Source organism: Rhodococcus sp. PvR044 (genome assembly GCF_040548995.1).
Taxonomy (GTDB): domain Bacteria; phylum Actinomycetota; class Actinomycetes; order Mycobacteriales; family Mycobacteriaceae; genus Rhodococcus_G; species Rhodococcus_G oryzae.
The window spans coordinates 463,035-483,546 of the sequence record NZ_JBEPSX010000001.1 but is presented as its reverse complement, the minus strand read 5'-3'; the positions used below and the strand labels follow the sequence as shown (position 1 = coordinate 483,546).

Annotated in this window: 19 protein-coding genes; 9 read left to right on the top strand and 10 right to left on the bottom strand. The window is 70.7% G+C overall.

Going from position 1 to position 20,512, the window contains the following annotated elements:
- The first annotated feature begins 149 nt into the window (after positions 1-149).
- The 5 genes from ABIC28_RS02080 (at position 150) to ABIC28_RS02060 (ending at position 4,029) form a co-directional block, all read left to right on the top strand.
- On the top strand, positions 150-848 hold the full coding sequence (locus ABIC28_RS02080) for a TenA family protein (RefSeq protein ID WP_245221167.1): 699 nt from the start codon (positions 150-152) through the stop codon (positions 846-848).
- The gene (locus tag ABIC28_RS02075; protein WP_373560227.1) at positions 845-1,867 is read left to right on the top strand and encodes an ABC transporter substrate-binding protein; all 1,023 of its coding nucleotides are present in this window, start codon (positions 845-847) and stop codon (positions 1,865-1,867) included. Before ABIC28_RS02080 ends, ABIC28_RS02075 begins: the two co-directional genes overlap by 4 nt.
- Positions 1,845-2,615, top strand: a complete 771-nt coding sequence (locus ABIC28_RS02070; protein ID WP_097210429.1) for an ABC transporter permease — start codon at positions 1,845-1,847, stop codon at positions 2,613-2,615. The genes ABIC28_RS02075 and ABIC28_RS02070 overlap by 23 nt, the downstream gene beginning before the upstream one ends.
- Entirely contained in the window at positions 2,608-3,471 is an 864-nt protein-coding gene (locus tag ABIC28_RS02065) for an ABC transporter ATP-binding protein (protein ID WP_097210428.1), read from the top strand. Before ABIC28_RS02070 ends, ABIC28_RS02065 begins: the two co-directional genes overlap by 8 nt.
- A 93-nt stretch (positions 3,472-3,564) precedes the next feature.
- Positions 3,565-4,029 (top strand): Rv0313 family protein, encoded by a 465-nt coding sequence (locus tag ABIC28_RS02060; protein WP_245221166.1) that lies wholly within the window; start codon positions 3,565-3,567, stop codon positions 4,027-4,029.
- On the opposite strand, the gene ABIC28_RS02055 is transcribed toward ABIC28_RS02060, so the two are convergent.
- The 4 genes from ABIC28_RS02055 to ABIC28_RS02040 all read right to left on the bottom strand — a co-directional run bounded on the left by ABIC28_RS02055 (position 4,030) and on the right by ABIC28_RS02040 (position 11,087).
- On the bottom strand, positions 4,030-5,667 hold the full coding sequence (locus tag ABIC28_RS02055) for an FAD-dependent oxidoreductase (protein ID WP_354577291.1): 1,638 nt from the start codon (positions 5,665-5,667) through the stop codon (positions 4,030-4,032).
- Positions 5,668-5,754: 87 nt separating this feature from the next.
- Complete coding sequence (locus ABIC28_RS02050; protein ID WP_097210426.1) at positions 5,755-6,585, bottom strand: DUF4349 domain-containing protein; 831 nt, start codon at positions 6,583-6,585, stop codon at positions 5,755-5,757.
- 72 nt (positions 6,586-6,657) lie between these two features.
- Positions 6,658-9,966, bottom strand: coding sequence for an error-prone DNA polymerase (locus ABIC28_RS02045; protein ID WP_354577289.1), 3,309 nt, complete (start codon positions 9,964-9,966; stop codon positions 6,658-6,660).
- A gap of 119 nt (positions 9,967-10,085) precedes the next feature.
- Complete coding sequence (locus ABIC28_RS02040; protein ID WP_354577948.1) at positions 10,086-11,087, bottom strand: zinc-binding alcohol dehydrogenase family protein; 1,002 nt, start codon at positions 11,085-11,087, stop codon at positions 10,086-10,088.
- Between the two features lie 122 nt (positions 11,088-11,209).
- Between ABIC28_RS02040 and ABIC28_RS02035 the strand changes: the two genes are divergently transcribed.
- Positions 11,210-13,321 (top strand): MMPL family transporter, encoded by a 2,112-nt coding sequence (locus tag ABIC28_RS02035; RefSeq protein ID WP_097210425.1) that lies wholly within the window; start codon positions 11,210-11,212, stop codon positions 13,319-13,321.
- 60 nt (positions 13,322-13,381) lie between these two features.
- On the opposite strand, the gene ABIC28_RS02030 is transcribed toward ABIC28_RS02035, so the two are convergent.
- Positions 13,382-13,870 (bottom strand): GNAT family N-acetyltransferase, encoded by a 489-nt coding sequence (locus ABIC28_RS02030; protein WP_245221165.1) that lies wholly within the window; start codon positions 13,868-13,870, stop codon positions 13,382-13,384.
- Between the two features lie 95 nt (positions 13,871-13,965).
- On the opposite strand from ABIC28_RS02030, the gene ABIC28_RS02025 reads away from it, so the two are divergent.
- A complete protein-coding gene (locus ABIC28_RS02025; RefSeq protein WP_097210424.1) occupies positions 13,966-15,945 on the top strand; it encodes an SDR family oxidoreductase in 1,980 nt (659 codons plus the stop codon).
- 15 nt (positions 15,946-15,960) lie between these two features.
- On the opposite strand, the gene ABIC28_RS02020 is transcribed toward ABIC28_RS02025, so the two are convergent.
- From ABIC28_RS02020 to ABIC28_RS02005, 4 genes are read right to left on the bottom strand one after another with little or no spacing between them, the layout of a single operon-like run.
- Complete coding sequence (locus tag ABIC28_RS02020; RefSeq protein ID WP_097210643.1) at positions 15,961-16,137, bottom strand: DUF1737 domain-containing protein; 177 nt, start codon at positions 16,135-16,137, stop codon at positions 15,961-15,963.
- Positions 16,138-16,166: 29 nt separating this feature from the next.
- Complete coding sequence (locus ABIC28_RS02015; protein WP_097210423.1) at positions 16,167-17,054, bottom strand: ferredoxin family protein; 888 nt, start codon at positions 17,052-17,054, stop codon at positions 16,167-16,169.
- 21 nt (positions 17,055-17,075) lie between these two features.
- Entirely contained in the window at positions 17,076-17,681 is a 606-nt protein-coding gene (locus ABIC28_RS02010) for a YdeI/OmpD-associated family protein (RefSeq protein WP_097210642.1), read from the bottom strand.
- A 49-nt stretch (positions 17,682-17,730) separates the two neighbouring features.
- Positions 17,731-18,246 carry a hypothetical protein gene (locus ABIC28_RS02005; protein ID WP_354577285.1) on the bottom strand — a complete coding sequence of 172 codons (516 nt, stop codon included), beginning with the start codon at positions 18,244-18,246 and terminating at the stop codon, positions 17,731-17,733.
- Between the two features lie 24 nt (positions 18,247-18,270).
- Here ABIC28_RS02005 and ABIC28_RS02000 point away from each other — a divergent pair, with 24 nt between their 5' ends.
- Positions 18,271-19,092 (top strand): helix-turn-helix domain-containing protein, encoded by an 822-nt coding sequence (locus ABIC28_RS02000; protein ID WP_097210641.1) that lies wholly within the window; start codon positions 18,271-18,273, stop codon positions 19,090-19,092.
- A 38-nt stretch (positions 19,093-19,130) separates the two neighbouring features.
- Complete coding sequence (locus tag ABIC28_RS01995; protein ID WP_097210421.1) at positions 19,131-19,703, top strand: hypothetical protein; 573 nt, start codon at positions 19,131-19,133, stop codon at positions 19,701-19,703.
- 15 nt (positions 19,704-19,718) lie between these two features.
- Here ABIC28_RS01995 and ABIC28_RS01990 read toward each other — a convergent pair whose 3' ends face one another.
- Positions 19,719-20,462, bottom strand: a complete 744-nt coding sequence (locus ABIC28_RS01990) for an alpha/beta fold hydrolase (RefSeq protein ID WP_097210420.1) — start codon at positions 20,460-20,462, stop codon at positions 19,719-19,721.
- Between the last annotated feature and the right edge of the window lie 50 nt (positions 20,463-20,512).

Sequence of the window (20,512 nt, the reverse complement as noted above, 5' to 3'; positions counted from 1 at the left end):
ACCTGGCCAGGTAATGCTGACGAAGGGATGTCATGGTTTCGCATACGCCCACCACGGGGGGCACCGCTGGCGACTGCTTGCAGGTCGCTCGAAACAACACCGCTGGCGACTGCTTGCAGGTCGCTCGAAACAACACCGCTGGCGACTGCTTGCAGGTCGCTCGAACTGACCGCTTCACCGAACACCTCTGGGATCACACCAAGGCGCTGCGCGTCGCGATCGACGAGTTGGAGTTCCTGCGCCGTCTGGGCGACGGCAGCCTGCCGCTGGATGTCTTCCGCTTCTACGTCGAGCAGGACTCGCTGTACCTGAGCGGGTACGCCAAGGCGCTGGCCGTCCTCGCCTCGCGGGCACCCGACCCGGCGTCCGCCGCCTTCTGGGCCACCTCCGCCGCCAGCGCGGCCGTGGTCGAGACCTCGCTGCACGAGGACCTGCTGTCGGGCGGTGTGCTGCCGCCCGCCGAGCAGGAAGCCCGCCACTCCCCGACCTGCCTCGGCTACGTCTCGTACCTGATCGCGGCGGCGGCCACCGAGCCGTACCCGGTCGCGGCGGCGGCGATCCTGCCGTGCTTCTGGATCTACGCCGAGGTCGGGCGCGACCTGGCCGCGAGCGCGGCGAAGGTGCTGGCCGCCGATCCCGGACATCCCTACGCGCAGTGGGTGTCCACCTACGACGCCGAGGAGTTCCAGACGGCCGCGGCGACCGCCCGCACCCTGGTCGACGCGGCCGCGGCCGCCGCCACCCCGGGCGAGCGCGAGGCGATGGTCGAGGCGTTCACCGTCGCGACGCGGTACGAACTCCTGTTCTGGGACACCGCGCTCCACCCGCAGCCCTGGCCCGCGCCGTGAGCGCCCGGATCCGCCGCGCGCTCGCGGGCGCCGTCGTCGCGCTGTCCTCGCTGTCGTTGCTCACCGCGTGTGGCTCCGACACCGATTCCGGGGAGACCATCCGGTTCGCCCTCGACTGGACCCCGAACACCAACCACACCGGGCTCTTCGTTGCGCAGCAGCAGGGGTACTTCGCCGACGCCGGGCTGGACGTGGAGGTGTTGCCGTACAACAACACCGCGGTAGACACCCTCGTCGACGCAGGCAACGCCGAGTTCGGGATCAGCACCCACGACGCGTCGACGTTCTCCCGCGCCTCCGGCGCGCACACCATCTCTGTCCTGGCGCCGCTGCAGCACTGGGCGACCGCGATCGGCGTCCGCGCCGACCGGGCCGACATCGTCAGCCCCAAGGACCTCGACGGCAAGACCTACGCCGGGTTCGGCGATCCGGGAGAGAACGAGACGCTCCGCCAGGTGATCCGAAACGACGGCGGCACCGGCGATTTCAACTCGGTCACCCTCGGCACGTCCGCGTACGACGCCGTCTACTCGGGCAAGGCCGACTTCACCGTCTCGTACTTCGCATGGGAGGGCATCGAGGCCGAGCACGCGGGCACCCCGATGCGGTACTTCCGCTACACCGACTACGGGTTCCCCGACGCCTACGCCATCGTGGTCGACGGCAACGAGGACTGGCTCGCATCGCACCCCGAGCAGGCCCGCAAGTTCGTCCAGGCGCTACAGCGGGGCTACCAGTTCGCCGCTGACAACCCGGACGAGGCCGCGAAGATGCTCGTCGAGGCCAACCCGGGCGCCTTCAACGACGAGTCACTGGTGGTCGAGAGCCAGCGGATGCTCGCCTCGCAGTACATGAAGGACGCGGCCGGGAAGGTCGGCACCCAGACCCTGCCGCAATGGGCAGGCAACTCCGAATTCCTCTACCAGCACGGACTGCTCGCCGGCCCGGACGGCAACACGTTGACCACCGAACCCGACTGGTCGACGTACTTCACCAATGACTACCTCGGCCCTTCGTAGACTGACCCCCGCCCTGGTGGTGGTGGCGGCGCTGGTCGTCGCCTGGCAGATCTATGTCGATGTCAGCGGGATCCGTCCGCAACTGTTGCCGTCACCGGTGCGCGTCGCGCAGCAGGGCTGGGGGCACCGCGAGGAGATCGCCGTGCACGCGGGCGCCACGCTGACGGTGACCCTGATCGGGTTCTCGGTGTCGCTGGTCCTGGCGTGGGCGCTGGCGATCCTGGTGGATTTCTCGCCGTGGTTGCGCCGCGCGTTCGTGCCGTTGTTCGTGGCCTCGCAGACGCTGCCGATCATCGCGATAGCCCCACTGATGATCATCTGGTTCGGGTTCGGCCTGCTGCCGAAGGTCCTGGTGATCGCGCTGGCCACCTTCTTCCCTATGGCGATCGGGCTGATCGAGGGGTTCGCCTCGACCGAACGGGAGGCAGGCGCGTTGCTGCGCAGCATGCGCGCCACGCGCTGGCAGGTGTTCCGGTACGTCCGGCTGCCGTCCGCGCTGCCGCGGTTCTTCACCGCGCTGCGGATCGGCATCACCTACGCCGTCGTCGGGGCGGTGTTCGCCGAGTACGTCGGGGCCAGTAAGGGACTCGGCATCTACATGAGCCTGCAGAAGAACTCGTTCCGTACCGACCTGGTGCTGGCGGCGGTGCTGATCACCGCCGTCATCAGCATCGCCCTCTACCTGCTCACGTTCGCGGTGGAGCGGGTCGTTGCCCCGTGGTCCCGGATGGAGCACGGCCATGGCTGAGGCACGGGGATCGAGGATCTCGCTCGAGGCGATCACCAAGTCGTATCCGCTGCCCGGGCGCGGCGGCGGTGCCGCCCATCGACTCGGCGGCGGTGCCGCCCGTCGACACGGCACCGGTTCGCGCCTCGTGCTGGACCGGGTGTCCTTCGACGCCGCCCCAGGCGAGTTCGTCTCCGTCATCGGCCCGAGCGGCTGCGGCAAGAGCACGGTGTTCAACATCCTCGCCGGGCTGGACTCGCCGGACTCGGGCCGGGTGCTGGTCGGCGACGGGGCCGCGTCGGGAACCCCGCACAGCGCATACATGCCGCAGAAGGACCTGCTGTTCCCGTGGCGAACGGTCCTCGACAACACCGCGCTCGGGCTCGAGGTGCAGGGGATCGACAAGCGGGAGGCCAGGCGCCGCGCCCGCGAGCTGTTCCCGATCTTCGGCCTGTCCGGGTTCGAGGACGCCCGCCCGTTCCAGCTGTCGGGCGGGATGCGCCAACGAGCCGCGATGCTGCGCACGGTCGTCCAGGACCGCGAGCTGCTGCTGCTCGACGAGCCGTTCGGTGCGCTCGATTCGCTGACCCGCACCGAGATGCAGGACTGGCTGCAGCAGGTGTGGCAGCGGTACCGGTGGATGGTCCTGATGATCACGCACGACATCCGTGAGGCGGTCTACCTCTCCGATCGGGTGATCGTGCTGTCGGCCCGGCCCGCCACCGTGCGCCGGGAGGTGCGGGTGAACCTGCCGCGGCCTCGGGAGCTGTCCGTCGTCACCTCGCCGGAGTTCGTCGCTCTGGAGCAGGAGCTGCTGGAGGTGCTGCACGAGGAGTCGCGCCGCGCGCTCGCCGAACAGGAGTCCGCGCCTCGATGACCCGCGGGTCTGGCGCCACCGACGCGCTGCGGCCACACTGGAGTTGAATCCCGGGTCGACGACGAGCCGGGGCGACACCGCAGGAGAATTGCCATGGGTAGCAGGGGACCGTTCGGCATCGATCCGGAAGACATCGAGCGCATCGCCCGCGAGGCCAGTGCGGGACTGCGCGACGCGGCCGAGAAATTCGGCAGGTTCCTCGACGATGCGGGCATCCCCTACTCGCACTCGTTCAATGTGGGAACCAGCACGTCGTGGCCCCGACCGCGGCCGGAGACCACGGGTGATGCCGGCGACGGCGTGTGGGCCATCTACACCGTGGACGAGGACGGGTCCGCCCGGGTGGACCAGGTGTTCGCGACGGAGCTCGAGGCACTGCGGATTCACAAGAACAACACCGACCCGAGGCGACTGGTGCGGTTCCTGCCGTACGGGGTGACGGTGAGCGTGCTCGACGAGGACACCGCCGATGCCTCCGACTCCGCAGCCTCGGCAGACTCCACGGACGAGCCCCCGACCGGCGACACCGGCCGGGCACCCACCGACGACGAGAGCTAGCTAGACCAACTCGGCGACCGGTGTCCGCCCGGCCTGCCAGGTGCGATAGCCGCCGTCCAGGTTGCGCACCCTGCGCCCGAGCTGACGCAGCAGCTGGGTCGCCGTGTGGCCGCGCTGGCCGACCTGGCAGACCGCGATCAGCTCGCCCTCCGGCAATTCGGCTGTGCGCGAGCGCAACTGGTCTAGCTCGATGTTGACCGCGCCGGGGATCGAGCCCAACGCGAACTCGGCAGGGGTGCGCACGTCCACCAGCACCGCACCGGCCTCGACCAGCGCGGGCAGCTCGTGCCACTGCACCGTGGTGGTGGTGCCGGTGCGCAGGTTGTCGGCGACGTAGCCGAGCATGTTCACCGGGTCCTTCGCGGAACCGAACTGCGGCGCGTATGCCAGTTCGAGGTCCGCCAGTTCGGCGGCGGTGAGGCCGCCGACCATGGCGGTGGCGATCACGTCGATGCGCTTGTCCACACCGTCACCGCCGACGCCCTGGGCACCGAGGATCGCGTCGGTGTCCGGGTCGACGAGCAGCTTGAGCGACATGCCCTGCGCGCCCGGGTAATAGCCGGCGTGCGACTGCGGGTGTGTGTGGATGGCCCGATACCCGCGGCCCGCGGCGCGCAACCGCTTCTCGTTCCAGCCCACCGCGGCCACCATCAGCGAGAACACCCCGACGATCGCGGTGCCGACAACGGGACGCGCCCTCACCGGCCTGCCCGCGATCACGTCCGCGACCAGCCGGCCCTGCCGATTCGCGGGGTTCGCCAGCGGGACCAATCCGGCGCCGCCGGTGAGCGCGTCGGTCTTCTCGACCGCATCGCCGACCGCGTAGACCCCCGCCGCGGAGGTGCGCATGCTCTCGTCGACCACGATGCCGCCGCGGGGCCCGATCTCGATGCCCGCGCCGACGGCCAGCGCTGTCTCCGGCCGCACGCCGATCGCCATCACGACGATGTCGGCCGGGACCAGCCTGCCGTCGGCGAGGGTCACGGCGTCCGCGCCGATTCCGGTCACCTGGGTGCCGAGCTCGAGCCGGACGCCGTTGCCGCGCAGCTCATCCGCGACCGGCGACGCCATCTCGGGATCGAGTGGGGCCAGCACCTGGTCGGCCAGCTCGACGACGGTGACCTCGAGTCCACGGCGTCGCAGGTTCTCGGCGAGTTCGACGCCGATGAACCCGGCCCCGACGATCACCGCGGTGCGGGCGTCGGCATCGAGCGCGCCGACCAACCGGTCCACGTCCTCGACGTCGCGCAGGACCAGCGCGCGCCCCACGCCCTCGATGTCGGGGACGATGGGGCTCGCGCCGGGGCTGAGCACCAGCGAGTCGTACGGCTCCACGGTCTCGTCGCCGGTCCGCAGATCGCGGACGGTGACCGTCCCTGCGACGGGGTCGACGGCGACCACCTCGCTGCGCACCCGGACGTCGAGCCGGAACCGGGCGGCAAGGCTCTCCGGGGTCTGCAGCAGCAGCGCCTCCCGGTCCTCGATCACCCCTCCCGCGTAGTAGGGCAGCCCGCAGTTCGCGAACGACACGTGCGCACCGCGCTCGAAGACGACGATCTCCGCCTCCTCGTCCAGGCGACGCAACCTGGTCGCGGCGGACATACCTCCGGCGACCCCACCCACGATGACGACCTTCACTGCGACTCCTCTCAGTCGACCCAAATTATACCCCCTAGGGTATCCGTTCGGCCGTGGACGTGACCGGCCACACCGGGACGCCGGGGGTCAGCGCCTGCGTACCAGCCGCACGACGGCGTACCCGACGAGGACGACCAGCGCGGCGAAGCCAATCCAGGGGACGGCCCGGCCGAGGAAGACGATCAGTCCGTGCAGCGCGGACAGCAGCGCGTGCCACCCGGCCACGACGCCGTCCAAGAAGCTGTCCGGGTCCGCGCTGTCCGGCCCGTCGGTGGTGATGTCGATCGAGATGGTCGCGAGCTCGACCTGGTCGGACAGCGCGCGCCGCTGCGCGACGAGGCTGTCGAGTTCCGCCTGCCGCTCCGCGAGCGCGTTCTCGGCTTCGATCAGATCCGCAGTGTTCGCGGCGGTCACGATCAGCCCCTGCAGTCGCGTGACCGAGGCCTGCAGGGCACCGATCCGCGCGTCGAGATCCTGGGTCTGCATGGTGACATCGCTCTTGCTGACGCTCACCCCGGTCACCTCGCCGAGGTCCGAGATCTCGTCGAGGGTGGCGGTGAGGCGGTCCGCCGGGATCCGTACCGTCAGCGAACTGCTCGGCTCGGTGTCGTCGGTCCGCGGCCGCTCGGTCCGGTCGTCGACCCGTCCGCCCGCATCCTCGACGATGCGCACGACGGCATGGCCGGTGTCGACGGGATCGGCCGAAGTGAGCGAGACCGTGCCGGTGGTGACCTCCTGACGTTCGGCGAGGCCCTCCGCGGGCGCCGGGGCGAGCTTCGCATCGGGTGCGGTGCCGGCATCGGCACCGGCCGCGAGCGACGACTGCGACTCGGACTGCGACTGCTCGGGTTCGCCGCCACTGCACCCCGCCAACAACGCGATCAGGATCAGGATCGTGGCGAGCGCGGGAGCCTTCATACCGGGATGCTAAGCCGGTGGGCGCCGGCGGACGGAACTCCGACACGCCGCTCGGCGATCACTCGGTTCGGTTCACCGGAAATCCCTCGACCTGCCCGTCATCCGCAGGTCCATCCGCTGCAGCCGGTCCGCCACCACCGTCACCGCACCCTCCGCGTTCTGCACCTTTCCTCGGACCAGCAGCGCGGGCGCGGTGTGCGCGAGCGTGCGGTATCGGGCCCACAGCCCCACCGAGCAGACCACGTTCACCATCCCCGTCTCGTCCTCGAGGTTGATGAAGGTGACTCCGCCCGCGGTGGCCGGGCGCTGGCGGTGGGTGACCGCTCCCCCGACCAGCACCCGGTCGCCGTCGGGCACCGCCAGCAATCCCGATGCCGGGGTCACGCCCAGCGCCTCGAGCTGGGGGCGCAGGAACTCGGTGGGATAGGAGTCCGGCGAGACCCCGGTCGCCCACACATCCGCGGCTGCGAGCTCGACGTCGCTCATCCCGGGCAGGGTGGGCGCGACGGTGGAGGCACCCATGCCCGGCAGCCGGCCCGGCCGCTCCCCCGCGGCCGCCCCCGCCGCCCACAGCGCCTGCCTGCGCGACCCGGAGAAACAGCCGAGCGCGCCCGCGGTGGCCAGCGACTCCGCCTGCGGGGTGGTCAGTTCCACCCGACCGGTCAGGTCGAGCAGAGAGGTGTAGGGACCGCCCTCGCACCTGGCCGCCACGATCTTCTCCGCCAGTGCCGAACCGATGTGCCGCACCTCCCCGAGACCCAGCCGGACCTCCAGTCCGTCGCCCTCGAGCGTGGCGTGCGCCAGGCTGGCGTTCACGTCCGGCCCGTGCACCCGGACCCCGTGCCTGCGGGCGTCGGCGACCAGCGACTGCGGGGAGTAGAACCCCATCGGCTGGGCCCGCAGCAGGCCTGCGCAGAAGGCCGCCGGGTGGTGCAGCTTGAACCAGGCCGAGTAGAACACCAACGCGGCGAAGCTCTGCGAATGGCTTTCCGGGAAGCCGAAATTCGCGAAGGCGTACAGCTTCTCGAAGATCCGGTCCGCCACCTCCCCTGTGACGCCGTGCAGTTCGCGCATCCCGTCGTAGAACCGGCCGCGCAGCCGTTCCATCCGCTCCGGCGACCGCTTGGACCCCATCGCCCGGCGCAACTGGTCGGCCTCGGCCGCGGTGAACCCGGCCACGTCGACCGCCATCTGCATCAGCTGTTCCTGGAACAGCGGCACCCCCAGGGTCCGCGCCAGGGCCTTCTCCAGCGACGGGTGATCGTAGGTGACCGGCTCGATCCCGTTGCGGCGCCGGATGTACGGGTGCACCGAGCCGCCCTGGATGGGCCCGGGACGGATCAGCGCCACCTCCACCACCAGGTCGTAGAAGTTGCGCGGCTTCAGTCGCGGCAGGGTGGCCATCTGGGCGCGGGATTCCACCTGGAACACGCCGACCGAATCGGCGCGCTGCAGCATCTCGTAGACCGCCTCCTCGGACAGGTCCAGCCTGGCCAGATCCACCTCGAGATTCTTGTGCTCGGCGACCAGGTCGATCATGTAGTGCAGCGCGGAGAGCATGCCGAGCCCGAGCATGTCGAACTTGACCAGCCCCACCGCCGCGCAGTCGTCCTTGTCCCACTGGAGAACGCTCCGGTCCTCCATCCGCGCCCATTCCACCGGGCACACGTCGGCGATCGGACGGTCGCAGATCACCATGCCGCCGGAGTGGATGCCGAGATGCCGGGGCAGGCCCTCGATCTGGCCCGCGAGCTCCAACACCGCGGGCGGGATGTCGGTATCGGTCTCCTGAGAGACGCCGGTCCATCGGCTGACCTGCTTGCTCCACGCGTCCTGCTGGCCCTGCGAGAAGCCAAGTGCCCGAGCCATGTCCCGCACCGCCATCTTGCCTCGGTAGGTGATGACGTTCGCGACCTGCGCCGCATAGGCGCGGCCGTAGCGGTTGTAGACGTACTGGATCGCCTCCTCACGGCGATCCGATTCGATGTCGACGTCGATGTCGGGTGGGCCGTCTCGTTCGGGCGAGAGGAACCGCTCGAACAGCAGCTTGTTCCCGACCGGGTCGACGTTGGTGATGCCGATCGCGTAGCAGACGGCCGAGTTCGCCGCCGATCCCCTGCCCTGACAGAGGATGTCGTTGCGGTGGCAGAAGGACACGATGTCGTGCACGACGAGGAAATAGCCCGGGAACCCGAGCTGGGCGACGATCGTCAGCTCGTGCTCGATCTGCCGGTAGGCGTCGGGCCGCTGCTCGGGGGTGCCGTAGCGCCGCCGGGCGCCCGCCATCGTCAGTTCGCGCAGCCAGCTGTTCTCGTCGTGGCCCTCGGGCACCTCGAACGGCGGTAGCTCGGGCGCGATCAGCCGCAGGTCGAAGGCACACTCGCGGCCCAGCTCGACCGCGCCCGGCACCGCGGTGGGATGCGCGGCGAACAGCCGGGCCATCTCCGCCCCGGACCGCAGGTGCGCGCCGCCGGTCGGCCCCAGCCATCCGGCCGCCTCGTCCAGGCTCTGCCTGGCACGGACCGCCGCCATCGCCATGGCCAGGCGTCGGCGCGGCGGTCCGGCGAAATGCGCTGCGGTGGAAGCGATGACGGGCAGACCCGCCGCCCTGGCGAGCTCGGCCAGCGCACCGTTGCGTTCATCGTCCTCAGCCACGCCGTGGTGGGTGAGCTCGACGGCGACCCGGTCCCTGCCGAACCTCTCGACCAGCCCACGCAGCTCCGCCTCCGCCGCCGAGGCGCCCCCGGAGTCGAGCGCCATACGCACGTGCCCCTTGCGACAGCCGGTGAGAATCTGCCAGTGCCCACCCGCCGCCTCGGTCAGCGCGTCCAGGTCGTAGCGCGGCTTGCCCTTTTCGCCGCCCGCCAGGTGCGCCGCCGCGAGCTGCCGCGACAGCCGCCGGTAGCCCTCCCGCCCGCGCGCCAGCACCAACAGATGGGTGCCACCCGGGTCCGGTGTCCCGGTCCGCGAACCGGCCGAGTCCGCATCGTGTGACGGCAGGGACAATTCGGCCCCGAAGACGGTGCGCATGTTCAGCTCCTTGGCCGCTTCCGCGAACCGCACCACCCCGTAGAGCCCGTCGTGGTCGGTCAGCGCGATCGCCTCGAGCCCCAGCCGGACCGCTTCCTCCACCAGTTCCTCGGGCGGGCTCGCGCCGTCGAGAAAGCTGAAGGCCGAGTGCGCATGCAGCTCCGCGTACGGCACGGTCGGCGTCTCGTCCCGGGAGATCGGGCCGGCGCGGTACTCGCCGCGCTTGCGGGACCAGGCAGGGCTGTCGCTGCCGTCGCCGGGGTACATCGCCTCCGGCGGGTTCCGTCCCGGCCTGCCGGAGAGCACCCGCTCCATCTCCGACCATGTCGGCGGCCCGTTTCCCCAGCCCATCGCGTTCACCTTCCCTGCGCATCCGGCCGCCGGGGATTCGGCGGCGGAGCCCGAGCGGGGAAGGCGCATCGAACGTGTGTTCTATTATGGTCCGAGCCGGGCGCAGGAGTCAACCGGCCTCACACGATGAGCACCGCCGCGCCGGTCACCCGCCCCTCCTTCAGGTCCGACAGCGCCCGGTCGGCCTCGTCGAGCGAGTACCCCATCGCACTGACCAACAGCCGATGCGTCCCCGCGAACTCCAGGAACTCGCGGGCGTCGGCGCGGGTGTTGGCCGTGACCGATCGCAGCGTGCGCTCCTGGAACAGGTGCCGCTGATAGTTCAGTGGCGGGATGTCGGAGAGGTGGATGCCCGCGACGGCCAGCGTGCCGCCCCGATCCAGGGCGGCCAGCGCGGTCGGGACCAGCTCGCCGACCGGGGCGAACAGGATCGCCGAGTCCAGCGGCACCGGCGGCGGATCCGCGGCGCCGGAGGCCGAGGAGGCACCGAGTTCGAGCGCCAGCTCCCTGGCCCGCTCCCCCCTCGTCATCACGTGGACCTCGGCGCCCCGAGCCAGCGCGACCTGAGCCGCGAGATGGGCGCTGCCACCGAAGCCGTAGATCCCCAGGCGCCCGCCCTCGGGCACGTCCGCACACGTCAATGCCCGGTAGCCGATGATCCCGGCGCACAGCAGGGGCGCCAGCTCCTCGTCCAGGTAGCCGTCGGGCAGCCGGTGCGCGAACGCCGCGGGCACGGTGGCGAACTCCGCGTACCCGCCGTCGACGTCCCACCCCGTGTACCGCGAGTGCGGGCAGAGGTTCTCCCGACCCCGGCGGCAGTACCGGCACTCGCCACAAGTCCGCCGGAGCCACCCGATCCCGACCCGGTCGCCGAGACCGAAGTCCGAGCCGGCCTCGTCGCCCCACCCGACCACCTCGCCCACCACCTCGTGGCCGGGCACCACGTGGCTGCGATGCACGGGCAGATCGCCCTCGACCACGTGCAGGTCGGTGCGGCAGACGCCGCACACGCGCACCCGCACCAGCAGCTCCGATGGGCCCGGTTCCGGCACCGGCAACTCGGCGAGCTCCACCGGCTCGCCGCGCATCGGCCCTGGCTCGCGGACCCGCCATCCCGACATGACATCCGGAATGCCCATGGGTCCACTCTCCGCGTTTCGGCGGCCGGGCACCAGGGGAAGTCCCGCGCAGGCCATCGGTAGAGTCGGGGCGCATCCGACCCCCCGATCCGAGAGAGTCATACATGACGCGCTGGGCCAAATTCGTCGTCTCCCGGAAATGGTGGGTCCTGATCCTGACGGTGCTCGCCGTGCTGATCAGCGGACTCTGGGGACTCGGGGTGTTCAGCAAGCTCAGCCAGGGCGGCTATATCGACCCGAACAGCGAAGCGGCACAGGTCAGCTCGCTGGTCAACGAGAAGTTCGGCCCGCAGGCACCGGACATCGTCGCGATCTACACCGCGCCCGAGGGCAAGACCCTCGCGGACATCGGCCCCGAGGTCGAACAGAACCTGGCGGCCTTCCGCGACCAGGTACCCACCCTCGCCACCGCCTCGTACTGGTCCGTCGACCCGAACACCGCGAAGCTGATGACCTCGAACGACGGCACCAAGGCCCTCGCGACGATCTCGATCGACTGGGACGCGGGCGCGGAGTTCACCGAGCTCGACAAGATGACCGCGGCACTCACCCCGCCCGGCATCGACACCGAGTTCGCGGGCGGCACCGTCGTCGGGTACTCGTTCAACGTCCACCTGCAGCAGGACCTGGTGCGCGCGGAGGCCATCGCGCTGCCGATCACCCTGCTGCTCCTGGTGGTCGTCTTCGGCACCGTCACGGCCGCGGCCGTGCCGGTGTTCGTCGGAATGCTCGCGGTGCTCAGCGCGCTGGCGATCCTGCGGCTGCTCACCACCGTCACCGAGGTGAGTTCGTTCTCGATCAACGTCGCCTCCCTGCTCGGCCTCGGCCTGGCCATCGACTACGGCCTGTTCATCGTCAGCCGCTTCAGGGAAGAACTGGCCTCTGGCACCGAACCCGGTGCCGCGGTGCGCCGCACGGTCGACACGGCCGGCCGCACCGTGATGTTCTCCGGATTGCTGTTGGTCTGCGCCTTCGCGGGCATGCTGGTGTTCCCGCAGGCGGTCATCCGTTCGCTCGGCTTCGGTGCGATCGCCGCCGTGACCGGGGCCGCGGTGCTCTCCCTCACCGCGGTGCCCGCGCTGCTCGCGGTCCTCGGCCACCGGATCAACTCGCTCGCGTGGCGGCGCGGAACCGTCGAACGCGGCGAGGAGCGGGCCCGCAAGTTCTGGGGTGGCGTGGTCACCAAGGTGATGCGCAGGCCGGCCACGGTGGCGGTGACCATCACCGCGGGCCTGCTGCTGCTGGCCGCCCCGCTGTTCGGCGCGAGCCTCGGCGAGGTCACCTACACCGCCCTGCCGCCGAACGACCCGGCCCGCACCGCGGCAGACACGCTGTCCACCGAGTTCCCCACCACCGGTGAGGCCGCGACGGTGATGGTGCGCGGCGAGAACGGGGCGCCGCCCACCACCGCCCAGCTCAGCGAGGTCGGCGCGCAGGTGCGGGCCGTCGACGGTGTCGCCGCGGCGCGGATGGTCGCGGCGGCCGACGATTTCGCGGTCCTGTCCGCGACCTACGCCGAGGGGGCGACCCCGGGCCAGGTCGTCCGCGATGTGCGGGCCATCCCGGCCCCGGCGGGCGTCGACGTGTTGGTCGGCGGCGGCGCCGCCCTCGTCGACGACGGCAACGACGCGGTCACGGCGAAGCTGCCCCTGATGCTCGCGATCATGGTCGGCTCGACCCTCGTGCTGCTGTTCCTCGCGTTCGGGTCGGTGGTCCTGCCGATCAAGGCTGTGGCGATGGCCGGGCTGAGCATGGCCGCCACGTTCGGCGTGCTGACCTGGATCTTCCAGAACGGTCACGGCGCCGAACTGCTCGACGTGACCCCGGCTCCGCTCGAGGCGACCTTCGTGGTCCTGATCCTCGCGGTGGTGTTCGGCCTCTCCACCGACTACGAGGTGTTCCTCATGTCGAGGATGGTCGAGGCGCGGGCGAACGGGGCGACCACCGAGGAGGCCGTGCGCTTCGGCGCCGAGCGGACCGGCCGGATCGTGACCACAGCCGCGGCGCTGCTGATCATCGTGACCGGCGCCTTCACCATCTCCGGGCTGTCGATCATGCGGTTCCTCGGTGTCGGCATGATCCTGGCGCTGATCATCGACGCGACCGTGGTCCGGATGCTGCTGGTCCCGTCGCTGGTCAAGCTGATGGGCGAGGCGAACTGGTGGGCGCCGGCCTGGATGCGCAAGCTGCACGAGAAGGTCGGCATCGGGCACTGATCGGAAGGCGGGCACCGTGACCGGTACACCGGTGGTGCCCGCCGACCCGTCGACATGCGTTCAGGGCACCCGCTTGGCGAGATGAACCAACGCGTAGCCGCCAGGAGTCGGCGTGCGATGGGTTTCCTCATATCCGAACCGGGCGTAGAGCCGGAGGTTGCCCAGGCTGCGCTCCCCCGTGAACAACCGAATATCGGTCACCGACGCGGGCAGGTGCTCCTCCACGATGGTCAGCAGGCGACTGCCCAACCCTCGTCCCTGCACATCCGGGGCTACGACCAGCCTGCCCAACTCGGCGACATTCGGCTCCACCGACGAGACGCGGAAGCGAACGGCGGCCACGAGGCGATCGGCCTCATCGCGTAGACCGACTGCCGTGACACCGGGTTCGGAGAGTTCGCTCGACAACTCGCCGAATGACTGAGTCAGCGGAGGTAGATCCAGATCGTGGTGGGCCTGGGCCTCGGTCACATAGGCGGCACGCTGCAGGGTCAGCAACTCACCCGCCGCCCCCACCGTCAACCGCACCACCGATTCCATGGACTCCATGGAATCCACTTTTCCAGGTGCCGACCATCACCCCTTCCACAAGTTATTACTTCGGAGTAAGTTAACCGGCGTAGCCCTATGTAGGAGGAGAGCTGATGTCGACCTACATCGTGACCGGCGGGACCGGGTTCCTCGGCCGCAACGTGCTCGCGCTGTTGCTGCGCCGCGACCCCGACGCCCAGGTGCACGTACTGGTGCGACCGGCCTCGATGGCCCGGCTCGAGCGCCTGGCCGCCGACTGGGAGGGCGGCGACCGGGTGCACCCGCTGATCGGCGACCTCACCGAGCCCGGGCTCGGCCTCGAGGCCACACCGCCCGCCGCCGACCACCTCCTGCACCTCGGCGCGATCTACGACATGACCGCGGGCGACGAGCAGGCGAGCACCAACGTCGAGGGCACCAGGTCGGTCATCGAGCTCGCCCAGCGGACCGGCGCCACCCTGCACCACGTGTCCTCGATCGCGATCGCAGGCGACTACAAGGGCACGTTCACCGAGGACGACTTCGACCTCGGCCAGGGCTTCCCCACGGCGTATCACCGGACCAAGTTCGAGGCCGAGAAGCTCGTGCGCGAGGCCCCAGGGCTGACCTGGCGGGTGTACCGCCCCGCCGCGGTCGTCGGGGATTCGACCACCGGCGAGATGGACAAGATCGACGGGCCGTACTACCTGTTCCCCGCCATCGCCGGGCTCGCCAGGCTGCCCTCGCGACTCCCGGTTGCGGTGCCCAGCCTCGGCGCCACCAACCTGGTCCCCGTCGACTTCGTGGCCAAGGCCATCGTCGCGCTGATGCAGGCACCCGGCCACGACGGCGAGGCCTTCCACCTCGTGAACCCCGAACCGCAGCCGATGCGCGAGGTGTACGCGGCCCTGGCCCAGGCCTCCGGCGCCCCGCATCCGGTGGCCGACCTGCCCGGCGTCGTCGCCGCCCCGGTGATGCGACCGCCGTTGCGCACCGTCAAGGCCGCCAGGAACGTGGTGCTGGGCCGGCTCGGCATCCCGCCGGTCATCCTCGACCACCTCACGCTGCCCACCACCTTCGACTCCGCCAAGACCCAGGAGGCGCTGCGCGGTACCGGGATCACCGTGCCGCCCTTCGGTTCCTACGCAGGCACCCTGTGGTCCTACTGGGAACGCAACCTCGACCCTGCGCGCAACCGCCGGTCCGGCCTGCTGGCAGGCAGGCACGTGATGATCACCGGCGGGTCGTCGGGGATCGGGCGCGCCTCGGCGCGCGCGGTCGCCGCCAAGGGCGCGACCGTGCTGCTGCTGGCCCGCGGTGCGGAGGAACTCGAGGCCACCGTCGCCGAGATCCGGGCCGAGGGCGGCACCGCGTTCGGGTACCCCTGCGACATCACCGACGGGGAATCGGTCGACCAGACCGTCAAGACCATCCTCGACGAGCACGAGCACGTCGACATGCTGGTCAACAACGCCGGCCGATCGATCCGACGCAGCGTGTTCGCCTCCACCGACCGGCTGCACGATTACGAACGCACCATGGCCGTCAACTACTTCGGCGCGGTCCGGCTGGTCCTGGCGCTGCTCCCCCAGATGCGCGAGCGCGGCTTCGGGCATGTCGTGAACATCTCCAGCGCCGCCGTGCAGAGCCATACGCCCCGGTTCTCCGCCTACGTCGCCAGCAAGGCCGCCCTCGACGGATTCACCGACACCATTGCCTCCGAGACGCTTTCGGCCGGCATCACCTTCACCACCATCCACATGCCGCTGGTCGAAACCCCGATGATCACGCCGTCGGGGAAGGCGAACATCGGCAAGGTCATCAGCCCGGAGAAGGCCGCGGCGATGGTGGTTCGCGGGTTGATCGAGCGCCCCAAGCGGATCGACGACCCGCTGGGCACCCTCGGCGAGTACGGGCAGCTGTTCGCGCCCGGCGTCAAGGACCGGGTGCTGCACCGGATGTACCGGGCGTTCCCGGACTCCCCCGCCGCCAAGGGTGTGACCGAGAACGGCGGCGCCGTCCCCGTCGCACCGCCCGCGGCGAAACCGAGGCATTCCACCGTCTCGAAGGTGGGACGACGGATCGCCCGCGTGGTGCCCGGCACCCACTGGTGACGCGGGGCGATCGGGCTAGCGCGGACGGATCAGCGCCTGCGCCACGATGACCCGATCGCCGTCGAAGGTGACGGCGGGCGATCCGTGCAGGTCGTAGCCGGCGTCGAGGGCGGCACTGACCCGCAGACAGAACTCGGCGTCGTCGGGCCCGGTGAGGACGCGGTATCGCGGCAGGTCACTGTTCTCGGCCATGCACCCCAGTGTCGCAGGGACCGCGGCGATCACGAGGCAAGCGGCCGGACCGATTCCGCGACCAGCGCGACGACGGCCTTCGACGCGGCGCCACAGCTCGGTGGGCGTGCCTCCAGTTCGGTCCGCGACAGCTCGACCACCCAGGCCCGGCCGTCACGGTGGCGGACCACCGGCAGCACGCCGGACTCGTCCACCGTGAGGTCCGAGGCGCTCGCCGAAACCTGCTCCCGCACCGCGATTTCTGCGACCTGGCCGGCCGAGTCCCAGCAGCTGCGGCCGCGCAGCCCGTCGAGCTGGACCTCGCCGCGACCGGCCGCGAGCACCGCCTCGACGCTCTGTCGCGCGCCGAGCCGTCCGTAGGTGTACCCCGTCGGGAGCAGGATCATCGACGGCGCGAACCGGTGACCGCCGGTGTGCGAGCACTCCCACACCGAATCCCCGAACCGCGCGGACAGTTCCGCCGCGATCGGCCTGCCGAGCACCGCGCAACACTGATCGCGCTTGCCGTGCGCACACACCAGGGTCACCGGGTCGGTCACCGGACGCCCGATCCCCGGCGCCGAGGCGGGCAGCTCGAGATCGAGGTCCAGCAGTGCGGCCGGATCGGCCACCTCCAGCCGCTCGCACCAGGCACCGGACGGATCCGACCGCCCGATCAGCACGGTGCGCCTGGCCGGCGGGGCCGTGGCCCGGCCCGGCCTGCGGATCAGCAGCAGTCGCACGCCCGCGGCCTCGGTCCGTCGTTCCAGTTCCGCGGACAGCTCGGGCCCGAGTGCCTCACCGCCGAGCACGTCGCGGCCCCAGGCGCCGGGGTGTTCGAGACACAGCCAGCCGGTGACGCGCGCCGCGGTCCCTGCAAGCGGCTCGTCCGTCGCGGAGAGCGCGGAGCAGGTCGGCGTGGGGGCTGGGGCGGTCACCCGACCATTGTGCCCGCGGCGTCACCCATGGATCTTCTTGCCCTCGGCGAACATCTGCACGAACTTCTCGATCCGGCGGGCGCGGGTCTCCGGCTTCTTCGCCTCCTGCAAGCGGTAGCAGACCGCGTAGCGGTTGACCTTGTTCAGGGTGCCGAAGAACTCCTCCGCCGCGGGGACCAGTGCCAGCGCCTCCAGGAAGTCCTGCGGCACGGTCGCGGTGGACTGCGCCTCGTAGGCCCGCTCCCAGCGGCCGTCGGCCCTGGCTGCCTCGATCTCCGCCAGCCCCGACGGCTGCATCAGGCCGTCGGCGATCAGCCGCTCGGCCTTCTCCCGGTTCCGCTTGGACCACGGGCTGCGCCTGCGCCGGGGGGTGAAACCGCGCAGCGAGAAGTCGTCGTCGCACTTGCGGGCCTGACCGTCGATCCAGCCGAAGCACAGCGCGACCTCGACGGCCTCGTCCCAACTGGGGCTGGTCTGGGCCGACCCCTTCTTCGCGAACTTGAGCCAGATGCCGGGTGAGCTGTCGTGGTGCGCGGCCAGCCACTCGCGGAAGCTCACCTGGTCCGGGAAGTGCTCGATGCTGCGTTCTGCGGGGCGAGCGGAGCGACGGGGGGTGTTTCCAGCCATGGTTCCAACGTAGGCGGCGACCACGACAGGGTCTTGAACAAACGCGCCGCTATCGGCGGCCGGTCGCCATGCCCGCCCACACCCGCACGAAGCCCTGCGACAGGTACGCGAGGGTGCCGAGGCTCAGCACCCACTTGGTGATGCTGACCGTCGACGTCGCGCGCACCACCGGGTCGGTGATGCGGTCGCGGTGGTCGAGCAGGTACAGGTCGACCACGTTCTCCACGTAGTCCGCGGCCGCGGCGACGACCGGGGCCGCGGACAGCGCGCGCCGGGTGGTCGGGGACAGATCGGAGAGCTGGCCGAGCCGCTTGGCACCGGTGCACAGGGCGACCCCGTAGATGACCGGATGGATCATGTCCGGCCCGAAATGACTGCGGAACCGGGCCGTCTCCGCCTCGTCCATGCTGTCGAGGACGGCCCGATAGGAGCCGGCGGACATCGCGGTCTGGGTCTTGAGGAGCTTGGGCCCTGCGGGGCCGAGCAACCGCGCGATGTTGGCCTGCGAGAGCAGATATGCGGCGGACCAGCCGATGAGCTTGCCGTCGAGCGCAGTCAGTGTCATATCCCGATCGTAGGATCGATGGCGATGACCGAATCGACCCCACCCCACGGCACACCGGAGGCGGTGCTGCACCCCGACGAGGCCGCCGAGCGCTTCACCGTCGCACGGCGGCACCCACGAGAGTCACTGGCGCCCTTCGTCGAGTACATCTGGATCGTGCACTGGGCGGTCGACGGCACCCACGAACAGCAGGTGCTCCCGCAGCCGAGGATCCACCTGGCCGCCGAGGAAGGCCGACTGCTCGTGCACGGGGTGAGCCGCGATCCGTTCAGCCGAAAGCTGATGGGAACCGGGCACGTGATCGGCGTGGCGTTCCGGGCGGGAGGGTTCCGTCCGTTCCTACGGTCGAGCGTCGGCGCGCTCGAGGGCACCGTGCAGCCCGCTGGGGACCTCCTCGGTCGGGGCGACGGCCCGGTCGCGGCCGCGGCGCTCGACACCGTCGACGACGACGAGATGACCGCGCTCGTCGAGGACTACCTCGAAGCCCTACGGCCGGAACGCGATCCGTCCGCTGAGCGCGTCGCCGCGCTGATGGACCGGATCGAGCACGACCCGAGCATCCACCGGGTCGACGAGGTGGCCGCGCTGGCCGGGATGAGCGTGCGCAGTCTGCAAAGGATGTTCACCGAGTACGTCGGCATCGGGCCCAAATGGGTGATCCAGCGTCACCGCCTGCTCGACGCCGCCGAGCAGGCGCACAGCGGACACCCCGTGGTGTGGGCGGAGTTGGCGGACCGGCTCGGGTACAGCGACCAGGCGCACCTGATCCGCGCGTTCACCGCGGCGGTCGGGACCCCACCCGCCACCTACGCGAGACAAGCCGGGAGCTGGCGGCCCCGCGGGTAGGCTCCGGTTCGGGTCGGGCCGACGACGGGGGGCTGCGGATGCGGCAGTGGTTGGCGACGTTCTGGGATCGGCCGCCGGGATGGTCGCTGCTGGCCACCACCGCGCTGGTGTGCGGGGCGGCGTTGTGGGCGTTCACCTTTCCTACGCCGAACAGCTGGATCCTGATCCTGTTCTGTCTCTGGCCCGCGGCGCTGATCGCGATCTGCTGGACCGCCAAGACCGCGACCTTCCTCGCGCGCCGCAATCCCTGGTCCCCTTGGATCCTCGCGGTGCCCTTGGTCGCGCTGATCAGCGCCGCGCTGCTCGTTTTCGACGCACCACTGCAGGCGCGCTGGCAGTTCTCGCAGTCGGACTTCGCGGCGTCCGTCGAGGAGATCCGGTCCGGCGCCAACCGGAGCGACTTCGACGGCGGGATCGGCGGTTACGACATCCGGGACGTGCGCACGCACGGGGACAACGTCTACTTCGTGGTCTCCGACAGCGGCTTCCTCGATGACGACGGTGTGGCCTATCTGCCGGACGGGGAGCCCACGACGCCCGACCCGGTGGGCGAGGGCGTGCAGGTCTGGCACCTGCGCGGCCCCTGGTATTCGTTCAGTGCGGGGTGGTGACCCGGCGGCAGGCGATCAGTCCGCGAGGAACGCCGTGACGGCGGCCTCGAACTGGTTCGGCCGGTCGCGGTGCACGCTGTGGCCGACCTTGATGGTGATGGCCTCGCACCGCGAGATGGCGGCCGTGGCAGCGGCCAGCCGGTCCGGATCGACCATCCCACCCGGACCGCCGCTGATCACGAGGGTCGAGGCGGTGATCCCGGGCAGATTCTGCCACCACACCGGGTTCGGTTCGCGGAACTGGGCCAGCGCGCTGCGGGTCATCGACCGGTCGAACGCGAGGACCGCACGCGGGTGTCGGACCACCCCGGTCACCGCGTGCCAGAGTTCGACCGGCGTCGGCAGCCTGCTGCTCATCCGCCCCAGCGTCTCCCCGGTCCGGAGCGGGAGGGGCGCCTCCTCGAGAACCAGCCGCCGCACCAGGTCCGGGCGCGCCTGCGCGACCAGCGAGGCCGTGTGCCCGCCGAGCGAGTGCCCGACCAGGTCCACCCGTTCGAGCCGGAGGTGGTCGCACAGATGCAGGAGGTCGTCGCCGAACTGGGGGAACAGATAGGACGGTGCGTGCGCGCTGCGGCCGTGGCCACGCAGGTCGAGGGTGACGACCCGGCGCCCACGGCCGACCAGGGTCCTGGCGAACCGGTCCCAGGTGTGACTGTCGCCGCCCATGCCGTGCACCAGGATCACCGGAACCGGGTCGGCGCCACCGGAATCGCGAAAGGAGAGCTCGACGTCGTCGGCGGTCGTGGCGGTCATCAGCATCACCGTGCGCAACCGCCCTTCGCAGCCTCGGCCATCTCGTCCGAGGCCAC